Origin of the sequence: Rufibacter aurantiacus (assembly GCF_017916345.1) — a bacterium.
Classification (GTDB): Bacteria; Bacteroidota; Bacteroidia; order Cytophagales; family Hymenobacteraceae; genus Nibribacter; species Nibribacter roseolus.
On sequence record NZ_JAFMSV010000004.1, the window covers coordinates 775,884 to 802,284 of the forward strand.

A 26,401-nucleotide genomic window follows, 5' to 3' on the forward strand; every position below is an offset into this window, starting at 1 on the left:
TTGCGTCTGCCTTTTTTAGGGCCGTTTTTAAGAAAACAGGTTGAAAACGGAAGGTGATGATCTTCACTTACTCTTGCTGAATGTCCCCCTTTGAAGGTGGTAGGGGGATGACAAGGCCGCGTCAGGAACCAATAGCTTTTACTAAAAGCAGTTGCGCACCTCATATAAGGGCAACCACAAGGGATTGCCCCTACATTATGCTCGGGAATGCGTGTAATCAGCACGAGTAATCATCCCCCTACCCCCTTCAAAGGGGGACGGAATGCTTATTTAATCGGCTAAAACAACCAATTTTTCTACTTATACAATCAAGCTTTCTAAAAGAACATCAAAGCATATAACATTAAACCAATGAAACTAAAACTCTCTTCTCTGGCTTTGGCGGTGCTGCTCAGCTCCGGCGCCATGGCGCAGAAGAAACCCGCTAAGGTGAATACCGCCAACATTGACCAACGGGTGAACGACCTGCTCCAGAAAATGACCCTGGAGGAAAAAGTAGGGCAACTGAACCAGTACACCGGCGACCAGGATGCCACCGGGCCCATCACGGCATCCGGCGATAAAGTAACCGATGTAAAGCAGGGCAAGATCGGCTCCATGCTGAACGTGCGCGGCGTGAAATTCACCCGCGCCCTGCAGGATGCCGCCATGCAGTCCAGGCTCAAGATTCCGCTGTTGTTTGGGCAGGATGTGATCCATGGCTACCGCGTGACCTTTCCTATTCCATTGGCCGAGGCCGCCAGTTGGGACCTGAAAGCCATTGAGCAAGGTTCCCGCATTGCGGCTGCCGAGGCCGCCGCGTCTGGCCTCCATTGGACGTTTGCGCCTATGGTGGACATCGGGCGTGACCCGCGTTGGGGCCGCGTGATGGAAGGCGCCGGCGAAGACCCCTACCTGGGTTCACTTATCGCCAGAGCCCGCGTGAAAGGTTTCCAGGGCGAAGGTCTGGGCAACGTGGATGCCGTGATGGCCTGCGCGAAGCACTTCGCGGCGTACGGTGCAGCCATCGGTGGTCGGGATTACAACAGCGTAGAGATGAGTTTGCGCACCTTGCATGAAGTGTACCTGCCCCCGTTCAAAGCCGCTCTGGATGCAGGCGTAGCTACGTTTATGAACTCGTTCAATGATATCAACGGGATTCCGGCCACCGGCAGCAGCTACCTGCAGCGCGATATCCTCAAAGGCCAATGGAAGTTCCAGGGCTTTGTGGTGAGTGACTGGGGTTCCATTGGCGAGATGATCGCCCACGGCTTCGTACAGGACAACAAGCACGCCGCCGAGGTGGCCCTGAATGCTGGCAGCGACATGGACATGGAAAGCCGTAGCTACATCAGCAGCCTGCCCCAATTGGTGCGCGAAGGAAAGGTAAAGGAAGAACTCATCAACGATGCCGTTCGCCGCATCCTCCGCAAGAAGTTTGAGTTGGGCCTGTTCGATGACCCGTACCGCTTCAGCGACGAGAAGCGCGAGAAGAAAACCCTGAACAAACCAGAGCACCTGGAAGCCGCCCGCGACGTGGCCCGCAAAAGCATCGTGCTCCTGAAAAACGAAGGCCAGGTACTGCCGCTCTCCAAAGACCTGAAATCGGTGGCGGTCATAGGGCCGTTGGCGAAAGCCGAGAAAGACATGCAGGGCTTCTGGTCTATTGACTGGGGCAAAGAAGACAAACTGGTGTCGCTGTACGAAGGTTTGCAGAACCAGGCCGGAAAAACCAAATTGCTTTACGCCAAAGGCTGCGAAGTGCAGGATACTTCCAGATCCGGTTTCGCGGAAGCTTTAGCCGTAGCAAGGCAAGCCGATGTAGTGGTAATGGCAGTAGGAGAACAGGCCAATATGAGCGGTGAGGCCAAGAGCCGCGCCAACATCCACCTGCCCGGTGTACAGGAAGAACTCATCAAAGCCATTCAGGCTACGGGCAAACCGGTGGTGGTACTCATCATGGCCGGTCGTCCGCTGGTGTTTGACTGGACTGCTAAGAATGTGCCTACCATTGCCTACACCTGGTGGCTGGGCAGCCAGGCCGGAAACGCCATCGCTGATGTGCTGTATGGCAAATATAATCCGTCCGGGAAACTGCCTATGACGTTCCCGCGCTCCGAAGGCCAGATTCCGATTTACTACAACTACTATAACACCGGTCGCCCGAGCCAGAACGACCAGGATACGAACTACCGCTCCGGCTACATAGACATGGTGAAAAGCCCGCAATACGCCTTCGGGCATGGGTTAAGCTACACCACGTTTACCTACAGCAACCTGGTATTGAGCAAACCAGCCATGGGCAAAGGCGAAACCATCACGGCCTCGTTCACGCTCACCAACTCCGGCAAAGTAGCCGGCGAAGAAGTAGCCCAGTTTTATCTGCGCGATGTGGTAGCCCAACCCGTTCGTCCGGTGAAGGAACTTAAAGGTTTTGAGAAAGTAGCCCTGAAACCAGGCGAGAGCAAAACCATCACCTTCACCATTGATACTGAGAAACTCTCTTTCTACAACGATAACCTGGAGTGGATCACCCAACCCGGCCAGTTCCAACTCATGATTGGCACGGCCTCAGATAACATCAAACTGCAGCAAACCTTTGAGCTGAAGTAAAACTGCGCCCATCAAAAGAAAATCCCTGCCGCTTCTATCTCCTTTGATAGAGGTGGCAGGGATTTTTTATAGGGGAGAGGCCTACTTATGTCTCCACACCAGATCTGTAAGGGCGATGATGTAAGAGTCGCTGGTGCGGGTAATGGTGTAGGAGGTAGGATAGTAGGCTGGGGTATCATGGATGAGTAATTGCCGAACCGGGCTTTCCACGGAGGTGCCCGGGGCCAGGCTCTGCAGATACGCCAGGGTGATCATGGGCTCAAGGAAAGTGACTTTGTCTTTGTTGGAACCATAGATGAAGGTCTTGCTGAAACCGGCAGGCGAGAACTCCGGAGAAGTAATGTCACTCCAGTGCAGACCCATGTGAGGAACAGCAAACGGAACCGGCCCGAAGGTATACACATCAGGGAAGACGCCTCTGGCCAGTAAGTCATACCCGCCTGGGTCAATCCCACCCATAATCCGGTGGATCTGCCCTTCGGTGATCATGTAAAAGTGGAAATCAAAATGCGGAAGGGTATACACGCCTTCTGGTTCATGTCCTTCTGGGTTCCAGCCTATCATAATGGTCTTGTATCCGGTGGCATGCAGCGGGCCCGGCAATGGTAAGGCAATCTCCTGTACCTCATGCGGCAGGTTCTCCAGCGCATCCGCTGACAACTCTATCCCGATGGCGGTTGGTTTGCCCTGCACCCGCTCTACCCATACGCGGGCCGTGCCTCCCCATAAGTCCATGGTTCGTCCATAGATGATGTTAGATGAACTGCCTTTCCGGTCTTTGGATAGCATGCTACTGGGTTGTACATCCTCAGGGCTTTCGCAGCTGATCAGGAAGAATAACAGGAAGAGGAAAGATGCCATTGGGCGGCAGATTCCCAGAAGTATTGAATTTTTCATCAAGTTGGTTAATTAGGTGAGTGTAAAGCTGAACAGAACATCAGACGCCGTGCCCAGGTAGCGGCACGGTTAAGAAGGAGTAGAGAATAGGAAAGGGCTCTTCTGACGGAGAAGAGGAGGAGATGCTTACTGTTTTAAAGCAGAGGGGGACGCTCTGGCAGGTAGTAAGGTTGTGTTCGTACTGAGGCAGATAGAACAGAAGGCAGGCCCCAGCCTAGGTTGAATAAAGCAGTTCCTTATTCAGTTACGGCTGCAAGCCCGGGCAAAGGGCTGCAGCAAATGCATGATCCCGGTGTGTGACTGCAGGTAAATACCTTCGGCAGGCACAGAACAACTTCAATAGATACTTTGCGGTGCCTTTGCTGAGGGCAATTCAACAAGGCATGGCGCCAAAGGTAATCTTGGAGAGTGTCAGAGTCTTGTAAAAATCCGACATTATGTTTACTGCCTGTTTTTATGATTCTGGCAGGAAAACAGTTTTGACCAGAACCTGGGCACTTCACAGAAAAGGGGCAGAATAGGAGTGTGCTTAAAAGGTAAGAAAGTTCTCCTGTTCTGCCAGGTAAACCGAAGGAAGCTCGCCGGTGATTTGTTTGAAGTCGCGGTTGAAGTGGGCCTGGTCTGCGTAGCCGCCCAGGTAGGAAAGCTGCGCCAGGCTGAGGGAGGGGTTTTGGGTGATGAGCTGCAGGACTTTGTTCAGGCGCAAGATACGCATGTAGGTTTTGGGGCTAAGGCCCAGCTTGTTCTTGAACTCCCGCTCCAGTTGCCGCATCCCGATGCAGACCTCGTGGCTTAGGCGCTCAACTGAGGTACCACCTTCCTGGCAGCGGATGAGGTTGGCGGCTAGCTGCACAAAGGACGGAGGCGCATCTGTGGCCGGTACTTGTTTCAGGAAATAGGCGTCGGCGGCGTTTACCCGTTCCTCAAAGGTCTTGAGTTGCCCTAGCTTGCGGCAGAAGGAAGAAAAGGAGGCGCCCAGCACTTCTTCCAGGTTGGCCGGGCAGTTGAGCAGCGTAGCGGCCGCCACCCCGAAAACCGCGTGTAATGCCTCGGGCTTGAAACAGATCCCGAAAGTCTCCACCTCGTTCCTGAACTGCAGCACGTAAGGCACGGTCCAGAAACCAAAGAAAGAAAAAGCGTTGCTGGAAGTCTGTGGAGGTTTTCCCTTCAGGGTGCCACGCGCTTTGGGCAGGTGCAAGACCAATTCAATATACCCTGAGGGAAGAACTTTCTGCCTGAGCATCGCCATGGATTTACCCCTGAACGCGCCCGACCAATACTGGGCAATAAAAGGCTGTAGGGCGGCCGTAGCGGTATGCCGTTGTATTTCTACCTCCATGCTCCTTCCTTAAATGACTTCAGTTGCCTGTTGAATCATCCATCGGGGGCAAACATCGGCTTGCCGCAAACTACCTGAAAGTAGCGTTGCCGGGAGCGCTTGACTCTTCTCTTTCAGGCTGGGAATTGGTCCAGTGGAAGATTTTCACATGCGTAAACATCTAAAGTCAAGGGGGATAGCTCAACTAAAGTACACGTTTTAAGGCTATTTTCATAAAACGGCCTTAAAACGTGCTATTTTTCTTCAGAAGGATTTCAAAGGAGGATTCTGTTTTTGGCCTGTTTTCAGGAAAGGGCCTCCGGAGCGGGGCTGCCGGCGGGTTTGGACTTGTCCTCGGGTAGCGGTATGAACTCGGCGTTATCGGTGGGCGGGAGCAGAATGCGACCTTCTTTCCAATCTGCTTTGGCCTGCTCAATGCGGTCTTTCCGGCTAGACACGAAATTCCACCAGATAAACCTTTCGCCCAGGGGCTCGCCGCCCAGCAGCATGAGCGTGGTGGGTTCTTTGGCCAGCATAATAGGATCTACACCCTTGGTGAAGACCAGCATCTGACCCACGGTGTAGGTGCGGCCGGAGACCTCCAGACTGCCTTTGGCGATGTAGATACCCCGCTCTGCATGTTCCTTCGGCAACCCGAAACGCGCGCCTTGGTCCAGGACCACGTGCAGGTAAAAGAGCGGAGAGTGCGTCTTAACCCCGTTCCGCAGCCCGAAAGCATCTCCGGCGATGAGGCGCATCCAGACGCCGGTATCGGTGAAGATAGGCAGTTGCTCTGGTTTGTAGTTGTCAAAGGAGGGCGCGGCTTCTTCGTCTTTCTCGGGCAGGGCCACCCAGGTCTGGATCATTTCCAGTTGACCGCCGGCCAGAGTAGCGGGGTCCTCAAAGCGCTCAGAATGCGCGATGCCGCTGCCGGCCGTCATCCAGTTTACCTCTCCGGGCCTGATGACCTGCTCCACTCCCAAGCTGTCGCGGTGGGTGACCTGACCGCCAAACAGGTAGCTCACGGTAGACAGGCCAATATGCGGGTGCGGCAAAACATCCAGGTTCTGCGTTAAGGGCGGCTGCAAATCTACCGGACCGGCATGGTCCATGAAGATGAAGGGCCCCACCATCCGGCGGAGCCGAAAGGGAAGGATGCGGCGTACGTCCATGCCCGGCGCCAGGGAGGCTTTGCGGGCTTCAATTACAATGTCCAGCATGATCTATGGTATGGGTTCACTTCTGGCTTTTCCTGTTCATCATCCAGACAATGGCCTTGCGCAAAAACAAGGGCGGGTACTTGTAGCCCTTCTTCGCCAGCCGAATGCCCATTTCAGGGTAAGCTTCTTTTGCGGCCACGTTCGTGCCCAAGCCGTCTACGTAGCGGTTGTACATGCAGAAAGCGGCGGCAATGAGTACGGTGTCGTGGATTTCCTCGTCTGAGGCGCCCCTGGCTTTGGCCTGCTCTATGTCTTCGGGCCGGACCGCTTTCCCGCTCTGCTGTACCTTTCCGGCAATGACCAGCAGCGCCTTCATCTTCTCCGAGATAGGGGCGGTGTCTTTGTTCTCAACCGCGCAGCGCACGGTCTCGCCGGTGTCTCTGAAATGCACGTTGGCCGCCGCCGCATGCGATTGGTGGCAGTACTCGCAGTTGTTCAGCTTAGAAACGTAGGCCGCAATGAGCTCCCGCTCCGCCGAGGTGAGGGTAGACGGACCGTGCAGGAGCGTGTGCGCCAGGTTAGACAAAGCCTTGCCCGTAGGGCCTTTGTAAAAGAGCAGTTCCACAATGCCGGGTTGGTTTACGCCCGTTTTAATGTAGGTCATAGGTTTAATGTTTTTGGTTCAGTCTGTTCTTAATGGGCTGAAGAATTTCCTACGGGGCTGTATTTGTATTCTGCGTGCTTTCTGTTTTGGGGGCGGTTTCATGAATATAGCCTTAAATCAGCATCTTACCAACAGGTACTTACCCCAAGGATAGCGGGTGCAGCGCTGTTCCCGGTGCTTTTTTCTTTCCCTTATTCCAAAGACATCGTAACATTGGCTATGGAAATAGGCATCACCACCTTCGTAGAGAACACCCCAGACCCCGCTACCGGCAAATTGCTGCCGCCGCACGAGCGCATGCGCAACCTCATGGAAGAGATTGAACTCGCCGATCAGGTGGGGTTGGATGTCTTCTCCATCGGTGAACACCACCGCCCCGATTTTATAGTCTCCTCGCCCGCCGTAGTGCTGGCCGCAGCCGCGGTGAAAACCAAGAACATCAAGCTATCCAGCGCCGTCACAGTCCTCAGCTCCGATGACCCGGTGAGGGTCTTCCAGGATTTCGCGCACGTAGACCTGCTCTCAGAGGGCCGCGCGGAGATCATTGCCGGCCGGGGTTCGTTTATTGAGTCTTTTCCGCTTTTCGGGTATGATCTGCAGGATTACAATACGCTGTTCTCTGAGAAGCTGGACCTGCTCATTAAACTGAACAAAAGCGAAAAGGTCACCTGGTCTGGCAAGCACCGGGCGGCTATAGATGATCTGGGCGTGTACCCCAGACCTTATCAGCAGGAACTGCCCATCTGGGTGGCGGTGGGCGGTACCCCAGAATCGGTGGTGCGGGCTGCCACCCACGGTTTACCCATGGCGCTGGCCATCATTGGTGGCATGCCAGAGCGCTTTGTGCCGTTCACTGATCTGTATAAGAAAGCCTACCTGCAGTCTGGTTACAACGTGGACAAACTACAGCTTGCCATTAACTCGCACGGCTACCTCGCGGATGATTCACAGAAAGCCGCCGATGAGTTCTACGGACCTTACGCCTACGTCATGGGCAAAATTGGCCGGGAGCGCGGCTGGTCTGGCATGACCCGCGAACAGTATGATCTCATGCGCGGTCCTGGCGGTTCTTTGCTCGTAGGCAGTCCGCAACAAGTCATAGACAAGATCCTCTGGGAGCACGAACTGTTTGGCAACACCCGCTTCCTGCTACACATCAGCGTGGGCACCCTGCCGCACGCGCAGGTGATGCATGCTATTGAATTATTGGGGACAGTGGTGGCCCCGGCGGTGAAGAAGGCGATTGGAAAGAAGTTTTAAATTCTAAATTATTGTACTACTATATTCTTCTGAATAGTTTTTTTGTCTTTTGTGATTACCTGCAAATGATAAATGCCCTTTGCGAGATGGCCTAAGTTAATCTCTTTTCTACCATCGGGATAAAAAGAAGCGCGCTTTTGTATAACTACTTTCCCGGTAGCATCATACACTGAATATTCAAAGGCCTGGTTTTTTACAAGATCAAATTCAAGGATGAGCTTGCCAGAAGTAGGATTAGGATAGATGGAAATTCCGGATCTTATGCCGACCTCGTCTTCTATGCCAGTGCAGACACTTACCACTAAATCTCTATCAGCCTTTTGTTGGCAACCGGTTGCATCTGTGTAAGTGTAGGTTATTTTATGAGTACCTAAGCCAGCTATTTCAGTATGAAAAGTCCCGTCTATTACTCCAGGGCCACTATAAGTTCCACCTAGGGGAAGCCCTCCTGTTAGGAAAACATTTGGTTGCCCTAGGCATATTGAAGAGAATGGGGCTAGGGTCACTTTTGGGGGATTATTTAACCTAATTAACTGCGTAGTTGGAGTTCCCGTTCCTAAAGTGTTAGAGACCGTTAGAGTTACAGAGTAAGTGCCAGGAGTTTCATAAATGACAATAGGGTTTTGTACTGTTGAAGAGGAAGGATTGCCTCCAGGGAAAGACCAGTTCCAAGAGGTGGCAAAAGGAAGGGAATTGTCTGTGAATGCAATAGGAGAGCCCAAACACAGTGATCCGGATAAACTAAATTGTGCCACTGGAGGAGTAGCGATAATCAAATAATCTAAGGGTAATTCAAAGTTAATAAAGGAGGTCTGCTCTTCCCTTATTATTTCCTCTGGTAATTGTGAGTCATACAACGGGATGATAGAAATATTTTTCCCCATTATGGTGGCACTCTTACCTAAAAGATGAAAGCCTAGTTTTGCTTTTATAGAGTTCTTGAAAAAGGAAACTGAAGAACTGTAGCGGTATATGTTACTGGTTGGTTCATTTGTTTCTATTTTGCCCAACTTTATTTCTCCTGTTTGGGTAGTGTCTGTAACACCAATATAGATTCCTTCTTGGTTAAACCGGATTTCCTTAAGAAACACACCTGGGGCAGAAGTATTGTTGTAATAAATGGTGGAACCGCTCCTTCCTTGGCCAATAAAGACGAGTTTGTCTTCCCGTAAGTCAAAGCCGCGCAGAGCGACAGTGGCAGAAGATCTGAAGTGCTTCGCCCATATCTGTGCTCCTTGTTTGTTCAGTTTAAGAAGGAAGACATCTTTTTTGTCATAGGTAGAGTTGGTGGCACTTTTAAAATGTTGATTGTTAAAAATGAAGTCTCCAGAGAATATTCCTGAAATATAGAGGTTGTCTAGAGCATCAATTCTCAATTGTGCAGGAACCATTTGGAAGGAGGCGCCAGCGCTTACGGGTTCTTGTGTACTTGCTATGAGTTGGCCCGCATTGTTATAGGTGTCTACTTTCAATTGTTTATGTCTTAATCCCAGTACGTTCCCCTTGGAATCAATTTTCAGATCGGTATACCCATCATCATTGTAACCTAGATTAACCATCCACTGAGAAGTTCCGTTTTGGTCGAATTTGTATAACTTACTAAAGCTGCTTACATAGATGTTAAGGTCTTTGTCTAAGGTTATTCTGGTTCTGTCATTTAAATACGACTCCAAATAACTGCTGTGCCACTGTAGCAATCCTATTTTATCATACTTAAGAATAACAACTGCTGTATTATTGCTTCCGTCATGTGGGGGTTTGAAGCTGGTAATACTCCCATCGGTGGAGACAACGTTCACACTGTCTATATAATCAGAATGAAAGTAAGCGATGTAGATATTGCCTAATGAATCAACCTTTAGTTCAGCACTTCCAATTTCAGACTGGGTGTAGATGGTATTGGCCCAGACAATTGTGCCTTTTATATTGTATTTGACTAATTGAAATTTCACGTAGCCAAAAGAGGCTTCATGGAAAGCGTCAAAATACGGATGATCCACATGCAGGCTGTCTCCTGAGTGGCTATAGTTATATACTTTAGTAAAACCCTGTAATAGCGTGTAGTTATTGCCTGCTGCGTCTTTAGTGGTTGCTATGGCATAGACAGGACTAGTTGAAGCGCTAATGGTCTGATTTATCGTGTTCTCCTCTACTTTGGGAATTACGTTGATTTTGATCAGTAAAGAATCCTGGCAGCCTTCTGCCCCTGTACAAACCAGCTTTATAAAAGAAGAACCCACTTTATCAAAGACAAGTGAAGGAGGGTTTTCAAGGCTAGAACCTTTTGAAGATGCGTTAGGCCCAAAGGTCCACTGGTATACTTTTCCATCATTATGAGAGGTATTAATTATTTTTACTTCTTCGCCTATTTCTGGATTGTAAGTAGAGACGGTAAAATGAGCAGAAGGACCAGACACTTCAATAGTGGCAGTCTGCTGCAGAGTAGTTGGGCAGTATGTGTTGGTGATTTCAAAGGAGAAGGTAGTGGTTTGCAGAAGAGGACCAGTAGCAAAGAATAAAGTGTCATTATTGCCTGCTTTAGGGAGGCCCATAGGCTTGTTCCCTACTTTCATTTGATATTGAAAACCGAGTTGAGATTTGATTATATATACTTCTCCTTCAGATTTTTTACATACAAAAGGAGTAGATGTGCCAACCGTAAGATTCAGTTTGGTGACAACATGTATAGTAAATGATTTGGTAAGAGTGTCTGAGCCGCATTCTGTACTACTAATACTTTTGATTAAAAATTGAGTATCTTCTGTAATGGGACCTGTGTCAAAGCCACTGCCATAGATACTATAGGAGGAAAAGGAGTGGTAAAATTTGCCACCCTTCCATATGTCAAATTTCCCTCCTTTGTGATTGTATACCGTTACCCCGGTGCTTTCATTATAACAGACATTATCGTTTTTAACATAGAAATTAAAATCGGGTGCTTTTGGCTTGGGTAGGACAGAGATAGACTTAGTAGCGGAGAGACCGCACACCGTATACTTAAGCGTGTGTTGGCCTTCGCCAGCCAAGGCAGGTGTCAGAACACCATCAGCACTTACTCCGGGTCCTGACCATGTACCGCCTAATGGAGAAAAGCCAGTTAAGGTAATAGCAGATTGATTTACACAGAAGGACTCGGCAATTCCAGCGTTAGCCAAAGTGGTAGATACTTTAATTGGGGCTGAGTAATCTGAAAAGCAACCTGATGCATCTTTGATCCTTAAGCGGTAGAAACCAGCAGTTGTCACGGTTATTTTTTCTGAGGTTTGTCCAGTACTCCATAAGTAACCAGACATGCCACTAGGGCCTTGTAGCTCAACTTTTTCCCCTTGGCAAAATACTGTTGGCCCATTTGCTTTAATGATTGGTTTGAATACAGCAGGTATCTGAACATCAACGATGGCTGTATCCTTTAGAAAATAGCTTTGGTAGTAGGCCCTATTAGGACACCCATATTTTATAGCCTTAATTTTTATAACGTTCTTTCCGGGGGCTAAAAAGCTTTGGTGTAAGAACAAAGTGATGGATTCACCACCAGAGTACCCTAACGAGTTGGTGAGACGGGTATCACCAACATAAGCTTCATAATAGATGCCGCTCTCAGATATAGGCATAGTAATAGAAGCCTGGTTCCCATTGCATCCTTTACTTCCATTCACAAGAAGGTTCAAATTAGGAGGACTGCATTCAGGATTGAAATTTTGGTTAACCAGCAAACAACTGTTTGAAGCTCCGTTCCCGGTTGTCCATTGCCCCCCAATAAATAGAACTTTCCCGTCATGCAGTAAGTGAGCGGTAGACGAATTATTTCCTATAAAAGAATAGGGCTGTACGGTCCATTTACCGGTGTTTGGGTCATAAACCTGAATGCATTTTGTGTCTGTTGGTGAAAAAAAGTCCCCAATGCTGTAAAGCATTACTTTTCCATCATCTAATAAAACCATAGAGACTTTGCCAACGGGGGTTACCAGGTTACCTGTTGAAGAGAAGTAGTTACCAGAAGGGTCATATAAAACAGAGTTGAGGTTCTCTGTTGCTTTAGAAGACTGTGAGCCAACTATCAATAAGTTCCCTGACGTAAGTTTGATTACAGAATGGAAGAGGTACGTTTGTGGCGTAAAAACAGACAATAGAGTCCATTCTGAAGTGGCTGGGTCAAAAATTTCTGCCTTGCTGGGGTTTAAAGTTCCGCCAAGCGCAAACACTTTGCCATTGTCCAACAAGGTAAGCGACATTCCACCTCCATGTTCTACGGCCATTTCGCCTACGTACGACCAAGTGTTTGTAACCGGATCAAAAATCTCAGTGGTTTTACCCAGTAAACCTCCTGCAACTAATATTTTGCCATCGTTAAGTTTAGCAGATAAATGTTGTGCCCTAGGGGTTCCCATTTTACCGGTTGCCTGCCATTTACCCGTTGTAAGATTGTACAATTCACAACTGGCAAGAGGCTCCTCCTTTTGATTCATCCCACCAATGGCTAATACATTGCCGTCATTCAATAGGACAGATGTGAAATTGTCCCTTTCTGTTTGCAGATGATCAGTTAACTCCCAAACCTTTGTAACCGGATTATAAATTTCTGCTGAAGAAAGCCTTTGAAAGTTTTGAACATCATGATTATTGCCGCCAAATGCTATTACATTCCCATTTGGAAGAAGCTGAGATTCATGATCTGTTCTTCCCTTATTCAAAGATCCAGTTGAAGAGGCAGATTGAGCATAAGATAAATAAGTTGTAAATAAGTATAGAAACAGTAATAGAGTTCTATTCATATAGAATTAGGAGTAATATTTTGTATAAAATATTTATAATACTATATATAAAGAATTTATATTATATAGAAGCTATTTCTTTGTTAAAAGCTATAAATCCAGAGGGGCTACCAATAATTGGTAGCCCCTCTGGATTTATAGCTTTGGGATTTGAATAAAAATTTAGTGATGTTTAAGCCAAGGCAATAAGCACCGTTTTGAAGTCGAAAAATACTTTATCCGTGAACGGACATAAGACAAATGATTAAGTTCATTCAGTTCTACTACCTTCTCCGTCCGCGAACCGCCAGTTTCTGCTCTTTATGCGCGACACTGTCCGGGTGGGCGGGATAGAGGAATTTGCGGAGGTCCTGCAGGTAGCTGAAGCTGCCGTTGGGCAGGTTGCTGAGGATGATGAGGGCGCTGTGTTCTTTGGGGTTCCGGAGGAAATAGGTAGAGAAACCGTGCCACAGGCCACCGTGGTATACGGCGGTATCGCCGTTCTCCAGCGGACGGATGCGCCAGCCGAAGCCGTAATCCTCGGTTTGGTTTTTCTTTTTGTGCAGGATACCGCCGGTAAACGCTTCTGCCAAAGTCTCGTGCTTCACCAGTTTCTGGGTGTACAGGGCCTGGTCCCATTTGTAGAGGTCCTCCACAGTAGAGTACACGCCTTTGTCGCCCAGTACGGTGTCCAGGTAATCGGTGGTGCGTTTCTGCCGGAAGCGGGTGTGGCCGGTGGCAATTTTGCCGGTGAGGGTAAGCAAGTCTGGGCTGTAGGTGAAGGTGTGCTTCATCTCCAGCGGGTCAAAGATGCGCTCGCGCAGGAACTCGGCGAAAGGCTTCTCAGATACTTTCTCCACAATGGAGGCCAGCAGGCTGTAGCCGGTATTGCTGTAGTCAAAATGGGTGTTAGGCGGATAGTACGGCTGGGGGCGGTGCGTCACCATCAACTGAATCACGTCCTCGTTGGTGAGGTTCTTGTTGCGGTTGGGCCACAGCTTATCGCTGAAATAAGTGTAGTTAGACAGGCCGCTCTGGTGGGTGAGCAACTGCCGGATGGTGATGCCGTGGTAGGGAAAATCGGGGAGGTACTGCTGCACGCTGTCCTCATAGTTGAGCTCGCCCTCTTCTTTGAGCATCATAATGGCCATGGCCGTGAACTGCTTGGACACCGAGGCCAGCTGGAAAGCGGTCTCCACGGTGAGCGAGTCTTTCTTGAAAAAATCGGCTAAGCCGAAGGCGTTTTTGTAGATGACCTTGTCATATTTGGTCACCAGCACCGTGCCGTTAAAGCCCCGTTTTTTGTGAAAGTGCCTGAAAACGGAATCTAGCTTCACGGTCAGCTTCTGGATACTGTCGGCCGTGAACGAGGCCGGAATGGCCACCTGCAGCTTTTCTTCCTCGTCTCCGCCCCACAGTTGACGCTTCTTCCCCGATTTCTCACAACCAGAGAGAAACAGACAGCACACAGCGGCCGTGAGACAGCCCAAAAACAGCGATTTTGCTCTAAGAAAGGTCATACCAGAAACTACCAACACAAATACCAGCTTTAAAGATAAGACAACTTAAGAAAATTTTCCCCAAAAAGCCCAGGGTGGCGGCGCAGAAATCTGGTTAACGGCTGGTGCCAACGGCGGCCTTCTGCTTCAACAGCTTATCGGCCCAGGGAATGAAGTACTTGATGTTAGGGGCATCGGTGTGGCCGCCGTCATGCTGGCGCCAGGCCAGCTCGCCGTCCAGTAGGCTCACGTTTACGCCAGGCATTTTGGCCGATTTGTTGTCAAATCCCACGCCTAGGTCTCTAGCGCCTAGTAATTTGTAGACCGGTCCGGCCGCTACCGTGGCCATGTAGCTGCCCTGCTGGTCCAGCCATTTTGCATCGCCCTGCTCGGGGATGCCATAGCTGATAAACGTGGGTCTGGGGGCGCAGAGGGCGATGAGTTGGTGCGCGTCTACCGGCAGGTCATTGGCGGTCTTGCTTCCGAAGGTAGCCTCCGAGGCGCCGTATTTCAAGAAGTTGCCGGCCATCCAGTGGTATTCGCCGCTGCTGGTGAGGCTTTCCACGGCTTCGCCGAAGTTGCGGCGGTGCAGCTTGGCCCCGCCCTCGCCGGAAGACCCGATGAGGCCCACGGCAAAGCGCTGGTCAAAGGCCTGTGCCACCAAAGCCGCCTTTCCGAACCTTGACACGCCTTCTATGCCCACCCGCTTGGCGTCTACTGCCGGATCGGTCTCCAGGTAATCCAGCCCGCGGGAGGCACCCCATGCCCAGGCCCGCAGGGCACCCCAATCGTCCGGCTTGCGCGGCTGGCCTTTGTTCACCAGGCCAATGATGCCCTTGGTGAGACCGGCACCGTTATCGGCCTGGATGCTGCCGGGTTCAATCAGTACGTAACCCCAACCAGCCGCCAGTAACTGTTGCGTGGTGGGCGGATCGCCGGCTTGGGGCGGGCTAAACGTAGGTGTTTGGGAGGTAATGGGGTTAAAGGCGGGATATTGCTCAAATACCGTCTTCAGCGAAGGATCCTGTTTTATCAGCAGTTCCTTCATGGCGGCATTGATCTTCTCCAGGCTTTCTTTGGGCGGCTGCGCCGGGGCGGGCAGAGCACTGCGGCTGAACATCATCAAAACCGGCACGGGACCCTTGGCGTTGGCAGGCGTCACCACCGTCATGGCGATATTCACCTCCAGCGCCGGGTACTGGGAATTGTCTACCTGGCCCACCAGTTGCTTCGCGTTCACCGGAATCCAGCCCACCATCTCCCGCTCCGAGATCAGGGTCTTCCAGGTTACTTTGGGCACGTTTTTAGGAATTCGGCCAAAAATCTCCCGCTCAAAATCCTCCACTATCTCGGGCCGACGCTGGTTCCACCACATGGCCGGGGTGGTCACCTTCTTGCCGTTCTTAAGGGTGAGCAGCTCAGGCAGGTTAGGGTAGGGGTTGGCCTTGGCTTCATCGTAGTTGGCCGCATTAGGTGCCTTCTCATCCCCGCTGGGTCCCGGCCGAAGCGCCTTGATGCCCAGCTGCTTCATCATGTGCTGGTGGTCCTGCTCGGCGGTGAAGTTGACCGGGGCAGGATGGTTGGCGGCTGTTCCGGTGGACGCCTGCTGCGCCGAGGCAGAGGAAACAGTGAAGGCAAGCAGGAGATAGAATAGTTTTTTCATAATGACCTATTGGTGCCTTAAGATAAATATTAAAATAACCCGGATGGTAGAAGAAGTTGTCTACCATCCGGGTTATTTTTATCTCAAAGGTTTGAACATCATTTAGGCTAATCAGGAAAGATTTATAAGGTTTCCTTTTCGCCTCGTGACTGGTGGAAGGGTATACTTCACCCAAATCTTCAAACTACGCCTTTACGCGCAATGACTCACAAACAAGGTTGCTGGTTCTCTACCTGTTGAAGCTCTTTACGCTTGGTTGATCAGGGGGAAGTATCTTTTCCTGTTCTCAAAAATGACCCAGAGCAGAATCAACCAGATCACGATGGCGATGGGCAGCCCGCTGGTGTCCACGAAAAGGTGGGTGAGCAGAATGCCTATCATCACGGGGAAAACCACCAAGGCGCCCAAAGCCCTTGTTCTGGGGAACATGATGAGTATTCCACCTAAGACTTCGGCGAAGCCAATTAAAGGAATCAGCCAGGAGATTTCTGCCAAGGCTGCCGTATCTTTCATGAGAGGCTCTGGCAGACCTTCGGGAACGGGCATATAATTGAAGAATTTGTTTAAGCCTCCGTTGATGAGTAATAACCCGAGTAGGATGCAGAGCCCGGTTAAGATCTTTTGCTTCATAGTTGTTAAGTTTTATTTGTTTGGCTAAATGGTCTGAAGGTTATTTCTATTTTGATAAGTGAAGTTTCTGTAGAAAGCACCCTAAGGCATATTCTGGAGAGGCGTTGCTTTTGTATCTCTGGCGAAAGTAGAGGCTCTTGCCTTGTAGTTGGTTTCCTATCCTCTTTTGGGCAGAACTGAGCGGAAATATTGGTCCAGGTTTTCTAACCCGGCGGCAAACCCTTCCTTGAAGCCCATTTGAACAATGGTTTCCAGATCTTCCAATGTTTTAAAGGTTAAAAGGACATTGATTAGGGTGTCTTCGCCATCTGCTTTAAAGGCATTCTCCCATCTTACTTGCGGCATGGAACTGTCTCTCACGGCATGTTCATCACAGAAGGCATCCGAGCCGGAGAAAGAGATTTGGGGCTTTATTACGTCAAAGTCAAACAGGCACCAGTGTTTTTCTCCTTCGGGGCTCAGCATATAGTAGTGCCAGCGGCCACCTTCTGTAAAGTCCATGGATTTAGTGACGGCTTTGTAAGGTTTGGGCGCCCACCACTGGTCCAGGATGGCAGCCTCGGTCCAAGCGGCCCACACCAAATCAAGAGGCGCCTCAAATGATCTTTCTACCTTGATCTGGTTGTTTTCCTTGTCTACCAGAAAGTTGAATAAAATAGCCTTGTTCATTTCTTATCTGATTTAAGTTGTTTTAATACATCATCAAGTTGGTCAAACCGCTTGGCCAGTAGCTGCTTGAACTGCTCCAGCCATTTCTCAATGTCCTTCATTTTGCTGGCATTCAGGTGGTAGTGAATCTCTCTGCCTTTCTGCTCCTGTTTCAGAATCTCACACTCCGTCAAAACCTGGATGTGCTTAGAGATGGCCTGTCTGCTACTGTTGAAGTGCTCGGCAATGGCGTTAGGGGTCATGGCGCTAACGGCCAGCAGCAGAATAATGGCTCTCCGGGTAGGGTCAGCTATGGCTTGAAATACATCTCTTCTCGTCTCCATCTATTTTTTATTTGCTACCATATGGTTGCGAATATACGTGCAACTATTTAGTTGCGCAAATTTTTTCTCCATTTTTTTAAGTGTGGGAGGATGAAGTGCTTATTAGGTTGAGGTATTTACACCGATGCTAAACGTTGGTAGTTGTTGATATAAGACAGTTTAAGTTAAGGCGGCTTTCTTTGGCTGAGTATTCAAGCCTAAGCCTCTCCGTCAAGGCAGGACAGCTTTCTAGGTAGAAAGCTGTCCTGCTTTTGTGGCGCTTCCTTGATTCTTCATTTTCTTATTGAGTAAATGCCCTTGTAAAAGGCAGATGACAATGGGTAGGCTAGTTAGTGGTGATATAACTAGTTAGTAGGGGAATTGATAATACCTAGTTAAATTATTAAGAGACCTCCTGTGAGAATATTACCATTTACGAAACATCAAGTAAGTGAATTCAATAAATAGAAGATCTATATAGTTGCCGTGCTGAAAGGTTTTGAATTGCTGTCACAGGGTCACTTTCTAAAAGGTTTGGAAAAATTTGCAAATAAAATCCTGGTTTATAAAAATTTGTCTTATTTTTTTTCAAGTTGTATATGATAAATTTATATCTTATGTAAATTAGTTATTGAGGGTAAAGTAAATTAAGAACTATTTAAAAAGTTATTTATTTATTAAAATAAAAGATAATCTGAAATTTAATTGTGTTTTTTATATAAGCCTAGTTTATTAAAGGATTTTGAATCATGATAGATGATATAAGGTTGGCTATTCTAAATAACGATAGCATAGTTCCCGTCTTTGGTTTTGAATTGCTACCAATTAGGAAGGATGGAGTTCTTGTGCCATACTTGGATTACTTATCAAAGCATATTGCCGAGAGTGAGGAGCATGATATTCCTCAGGACGATCATGGATTCGGTTTGTTCAATCATGTGATTCATAAATTATTAGTGTCTAATAGATATAATAAGTTAGATACTATAAAGAAGCTTTCCCAATATGCAATAGAGATTCATGATCTGGTAGATAGGTCATATCTTGAAAAGGTTGTGTCTGTATCTAGATTCAAGTATTTCTTCAACTTAACCTTCACTACCCATTTGTCAGAGGTAGTTTCAACAAGAAGGGCTTTCCCTAATATTGAGGTGAAACAATCAATGTTTCCGTTCGTGCTTAAAAATCCTAAAAAGCCTGAGGATTTGATTAAGAATGAATGTAGCTATGAAGGAGTTGTATATAATTTGTTCGGATTGGCTTATAAAAGATCGCGCAACTATGAAAGGCTTTTTAATTTCTTTTATTCTGATGACGATATACTAGAATTTATTCCTGAATTTAATAGAAGGTTTGAAATTGATTTGATTAATTATAAAGAAGTCGTTTCTCAATCATCCTTGTTATTTTTAGGATGTCAATATCCTGATTGGCTTATAAGGGTTTTAATACACACTTTAAAGCCTGGTTCTCTCGGTTTTGGAGCCCCTCTGCAAGCCAGAGTATTTTTTGATTATTGTAACGATATAACCAATTCATTCTTCTTAGATAAACATAGCTTTAAATTTCAAAGTAATCACCAGACACTTGAAATTGTAGATGAGCTGCATGAAGTTTTGCTGGGAGATCAAGCTGTTATAGATGTTAGAAGTGACAGTTTTGTTTTTGTCAGCTATACAAGAGAAAATTCTTTATTGGTAAAAAGGATAGTATGCCAGCTTGCAAACCGCATGAATATTTGGTTTGATAAAATTAAGCTCTTTCCTGGAGATTCAATAAATGAAGAGATTAAAGAGGGAATTAGGAATTGTAAATTGTTTTTACCTGTAATTACTGAGGAGTCTGTCAGGAGAGGACCTGATGCCTATGTGAGACAAGAATGGATTTATTATAGAGACAATTTTAGGGGAAACCCTAAAGTGGTACCAATTGTGAGTAATAGAGTAAACTTAGGTGTGCTAGGGTTAAGTCTAGATAATGAGTTTGCTACACTTGGGGCTAACTTACTTTATGTTGTTATGGATGATAATGGAATATCTGAAGGTGATATAAACATTATTGGGAGAAGATTATGACTGCCTTAATTAAAGAAAACCCTTTTGTAGGTGCCAGGTCTTACGATGAGAAAGATAAAGATATCTTCTTTGGGAGAGAGAAGGAGATTATTGATTTATTTCAGCTTGTACAAGTTAACGCCTTTTCTTTATTGTATGGTAGATCAGGTTTGGGTAAGTCATCCCTACTGAAAGCAGGAATGTTTCCTTTGCTAAGGGAGTACGGCTTCTTCCCAGTTTATTTAAGGCCTAATTATTCAGATAAAGAAGGTGACTTTGTAATAGAGGTTCAAAAATCTATATTCAACTCAGCTAAAGAAAGAGGTTTTAATGTAGAGGTAGAGGCAATTAATAGTAAAGAAACGCTTTGGGAATTCTTCCATAGGTCTCCAATTAAGGATGTCATAACAGGTAAGCGCTTGATACCTGTGCTAGTTTTTGACCAGTTTGAAGAGATCTTTACTTTAGGAACTATAGATAAGTCTAGTGAATTAAGAGATAATACTAAAAATTTGATAGATTTTCTTGCGGATCTGATAGAAAACAATCCTCCTGAGATACTTCCTGAAGAACAAAGGATTGAATTGCAATATAAGTATGCGTCTTCTATTATTCCTGTAAAAGTGTTGTTTTCTTTTAGGGAAGAGTACTTGAGTCATTTTTATTCCCTATCTAATATTATTCCTTCTATAGCTTATGGCAACCTTCAGTATAGGCTTTGCCCTTTAACGTATGAACAAGGCTTTAGAATAATTGAAAATGCATCATATGGTATTTTCAATGATCAAGCAATTGATGAAACTTTGTGTATTATAACTGAAGCAAAAGATGTTGAGGAGGCTAAAGTGAGAGATATAGATTCTTTTCTTTTAAGTATATTCTGTGAGTCTCAAATCAACAGGTCTTTGACAAAAGGAGATCCTGTAATAGGGTTTAAGGAAGTGCAAGATGTGAACGTGCAAGATTTAGTTAATTCTATATATCTTTCTACAATAAAGAGTTTGGACTTAAACGATGATGAGAAAGAACTGCTAGAAGAGAAATTAATTACTCCTGAAGGCTACCGTTTGCCAGTATACCTTAATATGGTATTCTCTAATCCTAATGTAAGGCCTGAAAAGATAGAGAACTTAGAAAGGAAGAAAATATTAAAGAGGTATTTTGTGGACGGGAAGCCTTGTGTAGAAATTATTCATGATAAATACGCAAATTCAATAAGAATACAGAGGGACAATAGGAAAGCAATTGAAGTAGAGAGATTGAAGTTTGAGGAGGAACAAAAAGAGCTAGAAAGAAGAATTTTGGAGGAACAAAAAGAATATGAAAGGAAAGTGGAATATGAAAGGACGCTAGCAGAGGAGCGAGAACGTTTGGCAATCATAAAGTTAGAAGAGCAAGAGAAGGCTAATAAAGCAATAAATGAGAAATTTGATTTTAAAAGAAAAATACAAAAGGTTCTCATAGGACTTCTGGTCTTTTCTCTGTTGACAACAGCTTATGCTTTCAGTCTTAGAACTAAAGCTGAAAAATCTAGTTTGATTGCTAGGCAACAAAGGGAAATAGCAGAGCAAGAGAAAAAAAAGGCTGAAATCCAGAGAAAGTTAGCTGAAGAAAGGAGTTATGAAGCCCAAAAGCAAAAGGATATAGCAGAGAAAGAGAAACAGAGGGCTGTAGAACAAACGAAATTAGCCGTAAAAAAAAATAAGGAAGCTCAGCGGCAAGAAGATATTGCGAATGCAGAGAGGAGAAAGTCTATTGTAAGCATGGTTTTAGCAAAATTAGAGGCAAATAGAGCTAATAGAATTGCTATAATGAATAAGGAATTAAACAAAATGTTGAAGACTGATATTATTCAAAAGGATTCTCTATATAGCCTCGCTGAGAAACAATTAGCGGAGATTAAAGAAGCAAATAAAAAAATATTGGAGGCAAATAAAGTAGGTCAAACTTTTGCAAAAATCAAGAGCCTTGAAAAAAGTGATCCGGCGCTTGCATATAGGTTGGCTGAATACCAAGTAAAACTTGATACTTCAAACTATTTAATTAGAGCTTTATTAGATATGATGCAAAATAAAAAAAATTATTATGAAGGTTTGGTTGAAGAGGGTGAATTTTTGGAATTTTCATCAGATGGATCACGCATGCTCCTAATAAGCCCCAAAGAAGAGTTGCAAGCAGTGAGCCTGAACGGTGAAGTTCTTTGGGAAATAGACACAGGGGGAGAAATAACTTCAGCTCAGTTCTCGCCTGATGGGAACAAGGTAGTGGCAATTAAAGATAAAAAGGCGCTTCTGTATGATGTAAGTAATAAAGGTGCGAAAGAGCTGAAAGGTAGTGAAACCGCACATATGGTTACTTTCTCTAGTACAGGTGAGAATATTATATCAAGGTCAAATAGTAGAGTAAAAGTATACTCTAAAACAGGTGTATTTCTACATGCTATTCCAGTAAAGCAAAGTGATAACATTCCTTATGATAAAAGGTCTTTTCTTTCAGTTGCGGGTAGTAGTGATAGGTTGCTTATTAATTCTATTGATGGAATAAGCATATATGATGCCGATATCAAGTTAATTTCAGTTTTAAAAGACCAAGCATTTATTAATCCTAATGCGAGCGGATTTGTTAGTTTCCGTAATGGAGTGGTTGCGCTTAGGGACAATAGTGGAAACGTGATTAGTAACGTTGATGTAAAAAAATTATGTAAAGGGTTTGATAAGGTTCGTTCTGTTGTATCATCAAATGATGCGTCTAAGGTGCTTCTAATCTTGGAAAACCTGAGTAGCCGATTGCAACTACAGGAAAAAGGTAAGCACATATTTCACCCGTTGCGTAATTCGAGAACCTTGATCGTGAATTTTAATACCAAACAAGCCTCAATTTTTCAAGAATATGACTTGAGTAATTCGGTTTTTACTCCTGATGGGGCTAGTATTTTGTCACCGATGGGTGATAAGATAACAGTTTTCAATCAATCAGGGGATAAGATAAGTGAGTTTGGGAGGGGTGCTAAGTATAATTTTATAGAGTTTAGCCCTCAAGGTGAATTTGTTTTAACTAATGCTAAATCAGAAAAAGAAGGATATGTTTCTAAGTTATGGATTTACGGAACACCTGAGGATTTAGATAAACAAGGTAAGTTAGCTACCTTTTCCTATAGCCAACTTATGAAATATTCTGGCTTACAATAGTAGCTGATTTCCGTATTGGTCCTGAGTAAATTCTAAGAGTATCCCTGTATTTATTTATTTTGATCATTAGATTAAATTGTTTCAATCTTAAATACTTTAGAAGACATTTCCTCAAAACACCCTCAAAACGCAGCCCTTTGTTTTCTCCCCTCATATTCCTGAACTTTACCGCGTGAAACTTCTCCGCAAATTATTGGTCAAGGCGCTCGGGTTTGAGGGCTACCTCAGGCTGGTCAGCCGGATGTACATCATCATGGTGGGCTCGGGCCGGGGCCGTGAAAAATACCCAGAGCTGTTCTTCCTGAAGAAAATCATCCGTCCGGGGTTTACGTGTGTAGACATCGGCGCGAATCTGGGCTATTATTCCACGTTCCTCTCCAGGCTGGCCGGGCCGAAGGGCAAAGTGCTGGCCGTGGAGCCGGTGCCGCTGTTCGGGCGCATCTGGCGAGACAACGTGAAAGCCAGCGGGGTGGAAAATCTTACCTTGTTACCCTTTGCCCTAGGTGGCGAGAACACTACCATTGAGATGGGCACGCCGGTAAGAGACGGGCTGGTGCACCACGGCATGACCAAAATCGCGAGTTCGGCGCAGGAGCAGTACGCCCAGACCTATGAGGTGGACATGCGCGTGCCAGACGAGCTGTTCGCAGGCCTGGATCGGCTGGATTTCATTAAATGCGACGTAGAAGGTTATGAACACCAGGTATTTGCACACCTGCAGGAAACTATAAAGAAGTTCAGGCCGTTGATTCAGACAGAGCTGAACGGCGCCCAGAACCGCCGCGCCGTGGTAGAGACTTTGGCCGGTTTAGGTTACGGCGTGTACACGTTAACAGACAAACAGACGTTATCTCCGTGTAGCCCGCAGGAGATAGACCAGTACCAGGGCGGCGACTTTTACTTTAAACCAAACCCATACGCCTAGTGAAATTCTTTTTGATCATGCTGGCGGTGATGTTTTTGATGCGGTACCTTATGCCGTACATCATCCGCTTTCTTCTTAAAACGTTTGTCCAGAAGCAGATGCGCAAGGCTCAGGAGTACGGGGCATTTCAGGGACAGCCCCACCAGCAACCGCATTACCAGCAGGCGCAGGGCCAGACCAGAAGCCAATCAACGGGCGGCGGGGGCAAAGTGCGGGTAGAGTACGTGCCCGAAGACCGGCGACCGCGCAAAGACTTCCCCGGCGGCGAGTACGTAGATTATGAAGAAGTGAAATAAACTGAGTATCTTTCAAGCCCGATGCCCCGCATCGGGCTTTTTTATTGCAATTAAATCTCATGGCCACTTCTAAAATCGATTTCAACCGCCACGTGCTGCCGCACCTGCTGGTGCTTTTGTTTTTCCTGCTGCTGGTAGTAGCGTATTTCTCACCCATTTTCTTTGACGGCAAAAGCCTCATGCAGCACGATGTGGTGCAGTTCCAGGGCGGTGCCAAAGAGATAGCCGATTTCCGGGAGAAAACCGGCGAAGAGGCCCTCTGGACTAACTCTATGTTCAGCGGTATGCCGGCGTACCTCATCAGCGTGCAGTTCTCTGGAGACCTGTTCCAGTACGTGCACTCGCTTTTCACCGCCGGCTTGCCGCTGGTGGCCTCCAACATCTTCATCACGCTGCTGTGCGCCTACATCATGTTCGTCATCTTTGGCCTGCGGCCGATGCTGGCGGCGGTAGGAGCCGTGGCTTACGCGTTCGTGTCTTACAACTTCGCTATTCTGGAGGCCGGGCACAACACCAAATCACTGGCTATTGCCTATCTGCCGCTGGTGCTGGGTGGGCTCTGGTACGCCTACCGTAAAAACCTGTGGCTGGGGGCTGCGTTGTTTGCCTTCGGGTTGACCATGCACATCCGCACAAACCACTTGCAGATCACTTATTACCTGCTCTTCATCGTGCTTATTTTTGGTATTGTGGAGCTGGTGAGCTGGGCCAAAGAAGGCCGTGTCGCTGATTTCTTCAAACGTACCTTGATCCTGGCCATCGGGGCAGCCCTGGCCGCGGGCGTGAGTTTTGGGCGTATCTACACCACCGCTGAGTACGGTAAATATTCCATCCGGGGCGCTTCTGAACTGACCCAGGGCAAAGACGCTTCAGAAATGGGTTCGGGCCTGGACCGCGAGTATGCTTTCCAGTGGAGCTACGGCGTGGGTGAGACCATGACTTTGTTGGTGCCTAACTTCTACGGCGGGGCCTCGCAAGGTCCGTTGGAGAAAGACTCCGAGACCTACAAGCAACTAGCCCAGGGCGGCGTGCCCGAGGCGCAATTGCAGAACGCCACCATGCCTTTCTATTGGGGTGATCAGTCGTTCGTGGGCGGTCCGGTGTACATGGGCGCTATTATCTGCTTCCTGTTTGTGCTAGGCTTGCTGGTAACGCCGCGTCGCCTCTGGATTTGGCTTTTGAGCGCCACCATTCTGTCCTTTGTGCTGAGCTGGGGTAAGAACTTTGAGGCCTTCAACTACTTCATGTTTGACTACTTTCCGGGCTACAACAAGTTTAGGGCGGTGAGCATGGCGCTGGTGATTGCCCAGGTAACCATGGTGCTGCTGGCCATTCTGGCTTTGTGCCGCGTGCTGCAGAATGAGCCCATTGAGAACCTCCAGAAAAAACTCATGATCGCGCTGGCCGCCACAGGTGGCGTATGTTTACTCCTGGTGCTCCTGAGCGGAACTTTTGATTACGTAGGCGCAGTAGACGAGCAGCTGGCCCAGTACCAGTACCCGCTGGAGGCTATCCGGGCAGACCGGGCTTCCATGCTCCGCGGTGATGCCTTGCGCTCGCTTATTTTCATTGTGCTGGCTGCCGGAACGCTCTACCTCTACACCAAACGCAAAGTGACCTCTTTCATGGCCACCGCCGTGATTGGTTTGCTCATTCTTGTAGACCTCTGGACCGTAGACAAGCGCTACCTCAACAATGATGATTTCCAGCAGGATTACAGCAAAACCTACTTCCAGCCAACGCCCGCTGATTTAGCCATCCTGCAGGACAAAGATCTGAGTTACCGCGTATTCAATGTGCCTAATGCCTTCGGCGATGCCCGTACCTCTTACTTCCATAAGTCTATTGGCGGGTACCACGGTGCCAAACTGCGCCGCTACCAGGATGTCATTGAGCAGCACATCGCGCAGGGCAACGTGCAGGTCCTGAACATGCTCAACGCCAAATATGCTATCACCGGTCAGGAGCAACAGCCGGTGCAGATCATTCCGGGTTACCTGGGCAACGCCTGGTACGTGGATGAGGTACGCGCCGTGAATTCTCCAGACGAGGAATTGGCTGCCCTCAAAGGCATTGACGCGAAGCACGAAGCTATTGTGGATGTCTCTAAATTCCCGAACGTGAAGCCGCAGAACTATACCACTGCCGGTTCCATCATCAAACTGATTGAGTACCAGCCTAACTTCCTGAAATACACGGCCGTGGTAGCGCAGCCCAGCGTAGTGGTCTTCTCTGAGATCTACTACAAAGACGGCTGGCAAGCGTACCTGGACGGCAAACCGGTAGACCACTTCCGGGCCAACTACATCCTGCGCGCCATGAACCTGCCAGCTGGTAAACACGTGGTGGAATTCAAGTTTGAGCCGAAGGAGTACAGCCTGGGCAATACCGTGGCGCTTATTTCCTCGTTGCTGCTGTTCGCCGGCCTGATTGGGGCTGTGGTGTACGGTCTGCGTAGAAGACCTGCTACTCCAGCCACCGTTTAAATATTGACAGAGGCAGCGCCCGTTTCCGGTTTGTTTTCCCAAAAACA

The 26,401-nt window shown here is 47.5% G+C and carries 17 protein-coding genes; 7 read left to right on the forward strand and 10 right to left on the reverse strand.

All coding sequences use genetic code 11. The annotated features are described in order from the left end of the window. Window positions 1–351 precede the first annotated feature (351 nt). Window positions 352–2,592: a beta-glucosidase BglX gene (gene bglX / locus J3P34_RS18060; protein WP_210490002.1), complete on the forward strand. Its 2,241-nt coding sequence runs from the start codon at window positions 352–354 to the stop codon at window positions 2,590–2,592. 81 nt (window positions 2,593–2,673) lie between these two features. On the opposite strand, the gene J3P34_RS18065 is transcribed toward bglX, so the two are convergent. The 4 genes from J3P34_RS18065 to J3P34_RS18080 all read right to left on the reverse strand — a co-directional run bounded on the left by J3P34_RS18065 (window position 2,674) and on the right by J3P34_RS18080 (window position 6,631). Beyond that, entirely contained in the window at window positions 2,674–3,489 is an 816-nt protein-coding gene (locus tag J3P34_RS18065; protein ID WP_210490003.1) for a hypothetical protein, read from the reverse strand. A 529-nt stretch (window positions 3,490–4,018) separates the two neighbouring features. After that, a complete protein-coding gene (locus J3P34_RS18070; protein WP_210490005.1) occupies window positions 4,019–4,828 on the reverse strand; it encodes a helix-turn-helix domain-containing protein in 810 nt (269 codons plus the stop codon). Between the two features lie 284 nt (window positions 4,829–5,112). After that, window positions 5,113–6,027, reverse strand: a complete 915-nt coding sequence (locus J3P34_RS18075) for a pirin family protein (RefSeq protein ID WP_210490006.1) — start codon at window positions 6,025–6,027, stop codon at window positions 5,113–5,115. Window positions 6,028–6,043: 16 nt separating this feature from the next. Continuing rightward, window positions 6,044–6,631: a carboxymuconolactone decarboxylase family protein gene (locus J3P34_RS18080; protein ID WP_210462934.1), complete on the reverse strand. Its 588-nt coding sequence runs from the start codon at window positions 6,629–6,631 to the stop codon at window positions 6,044–6,046. Between the two features lie 219 nt (window positions 6,632–6,850). Here J3P34_RS18080 and J3P34_RS18085 point away from each other — a divergent pair, with 219 nt between their 5' ends. Next, window positions 6,851–7,891 carry an LLM class flavin-dependent oxidoreductase gene (locus tag J3P34_RS18085; RefSeq protein WP_210490008.1) on the forward strand — a complete coding sequence of 347 codons (1,041 nt, stop codon included), beginning with the start codon at window positions 6,851–6,853 and terminating at the stop codon, window positions 7,889–7,891. A gap of 8 nt (window positions 7,892–7,899) precedes the next feature. Here the strand turns inward: J3P34_RS18085 and J3P34_RS18090 are convergent, their stop codons facing one another. The 6 genes from J3P34_RS18090 to J3P34_RS18115 all read right to left on the reverse strand — a co-directional run bounded on the left by J3P34_RS18090 (window position 7,900) and on the right by J3P34_RS18115 (window position 17,426). Next, entirely contained in the window at window positions 7,900–12,663 is a 4,764-nt protein-coding gene (locus tag J3P34_RS18090; RefSeq protein ID WP_210490009.1) for a T9SS type A sorting domain-containing protein, read from the reverse strand. A 263-nt stretch (window positions 12,664–12,926) separates the two neighbouring features. Continuing rightward, on the reverse strand, window positions 12,927–14,162 hold the full coding sequence (locus J3P34_RS18095) for a serine hydrolase domain-containing protein (RefSeq protein ID WP_210490010.1): 1,236 nt from the start codon (window positions 14,160–14,162) through the stop codon (window positions 12,927–12,929). 94 nt (window positions 14,163–14,256) lie between these two features. Continuing rightward, a complete protein-coding gene (locus J3P34_RS18100) occupies window positions 14,257–15,804 on the reverse strand; it encodes a glucuronyl esterase domain-containing protein (protein WP_210490011.1) in 1,548 nt (515 codons plus the stop codon). 246 nt (window positions 15,805–16,050) lie between these two features. Then, entirely contained in the window at window positions 16,051–16,434 is a 384-nt protein-coding gene (locus J3P34_RS18105; RefSeq protein ID WP_210490012.1) for a DoxX family protein, read from the reverse strand. 156 nt (window positions 16,435–16,590) lie between these two features. Continuing rightward, window positions 16,591–17,103 (reverse strand): SRPBCC family protein, encoded by a 513-nt coding sequence (locus tag J3P34_RS18110; protein ID WP_210490013.1) that lies wholly within the window; start codon window positions 17,101–17,103, stop codon window positions 16,591–16,593. Beyond that, window positions 17,100–17,426: an ArsR/SmtB family transcription factor gene (locus tag J3P34_RS18115; RefSeq protein ID WP_210490014.1), complete on the reverse strand. Its 327-nt coding sequence runs from the start codon at window positions 17,424–17,426 to the stop codon at window positions 17,100–17,102. The genes J3P34_RS18110 and J3P34_RS18115 overlap by 4 nt, the downstream gene beginning before the upstream one ends. Window positions 17,427–18,154: 728 nt before the next feature. On the opposite strand from J3P34_RS18115, the gene J3P34_RS18120 reads away from it, so the two are divergent. The 5 genes from J3P34_RS18120 (at window position 18,155) to J3P34_RS18140 (ending at window position 26,354) form a co-directional block, all read left to right on the forward strand. Further along, window positions 18,155–19,480 carry a toll/interleukin-1 receptor domain-containing protein gene (locus tag J3P34_RS18120; protein ID WP_210490015.1) on the forward strand — a complete coding sequence of 442 codons (1,326 nt, stop codon included), beginning with the start codon at window positions 18,155–18,157 and terminating at the stop codon, window positions 19,478–19,480. Continuing rightward, window positions 19,477–22,647, forward strand: a complete 3,171-nt coding sequence (locus J3P34_RS18125) for an nSTAND1 domain-containing NTPase (RefSeq protein ID WP_210490016.1) — start codon at window positions 19,477–19,479, stop codon at window positions 22,645–22,647. Before J3P34_RS18120 ends, J3P34_RS18125 begins: the two co-directional genes overlap by 4 nt. 172 nt (window positions 22,648–22,819) lie before the next feature. Next, window positions 22,820–23,572: an FkbM family methyltransferase gene (locus tag J3P34_RS18130; RefSeq protein ID WP_210490017.1), complete on the forward strand. Its 753-nt coding sequence runs from the start codon at window positions 22,820–22,822 to the stop codon at window positions 23,570–23,572. Further along, complete coding sequence (locus J3P34_RS18135; protein WP_210462947.1) at window positions 23,572–23,868, forward strand: DUF4834 family protein; 297 nt, start codon at window positions 23,572–23,574, stop codon at window positions 23,866–23,868. The genes J3P34_RS18130 and J3P34_RS18135 overlap by 1 nt, the downstream gene beginning before the upstream one ends. Window positions 23,869–23,927: 59 nt before the next feature. Then, entirely contained in the window at window positions 23,928–26,354 is a 2,427-nt protein-coding gene (locus J3P34_RS18140) for a YfhO family protein (RefSeq protein ID WP_210490019.1), read from the forward strand. The last annotated feature ends 47 nt before the right edge of the window (window positions 26,355–26,401 follow it).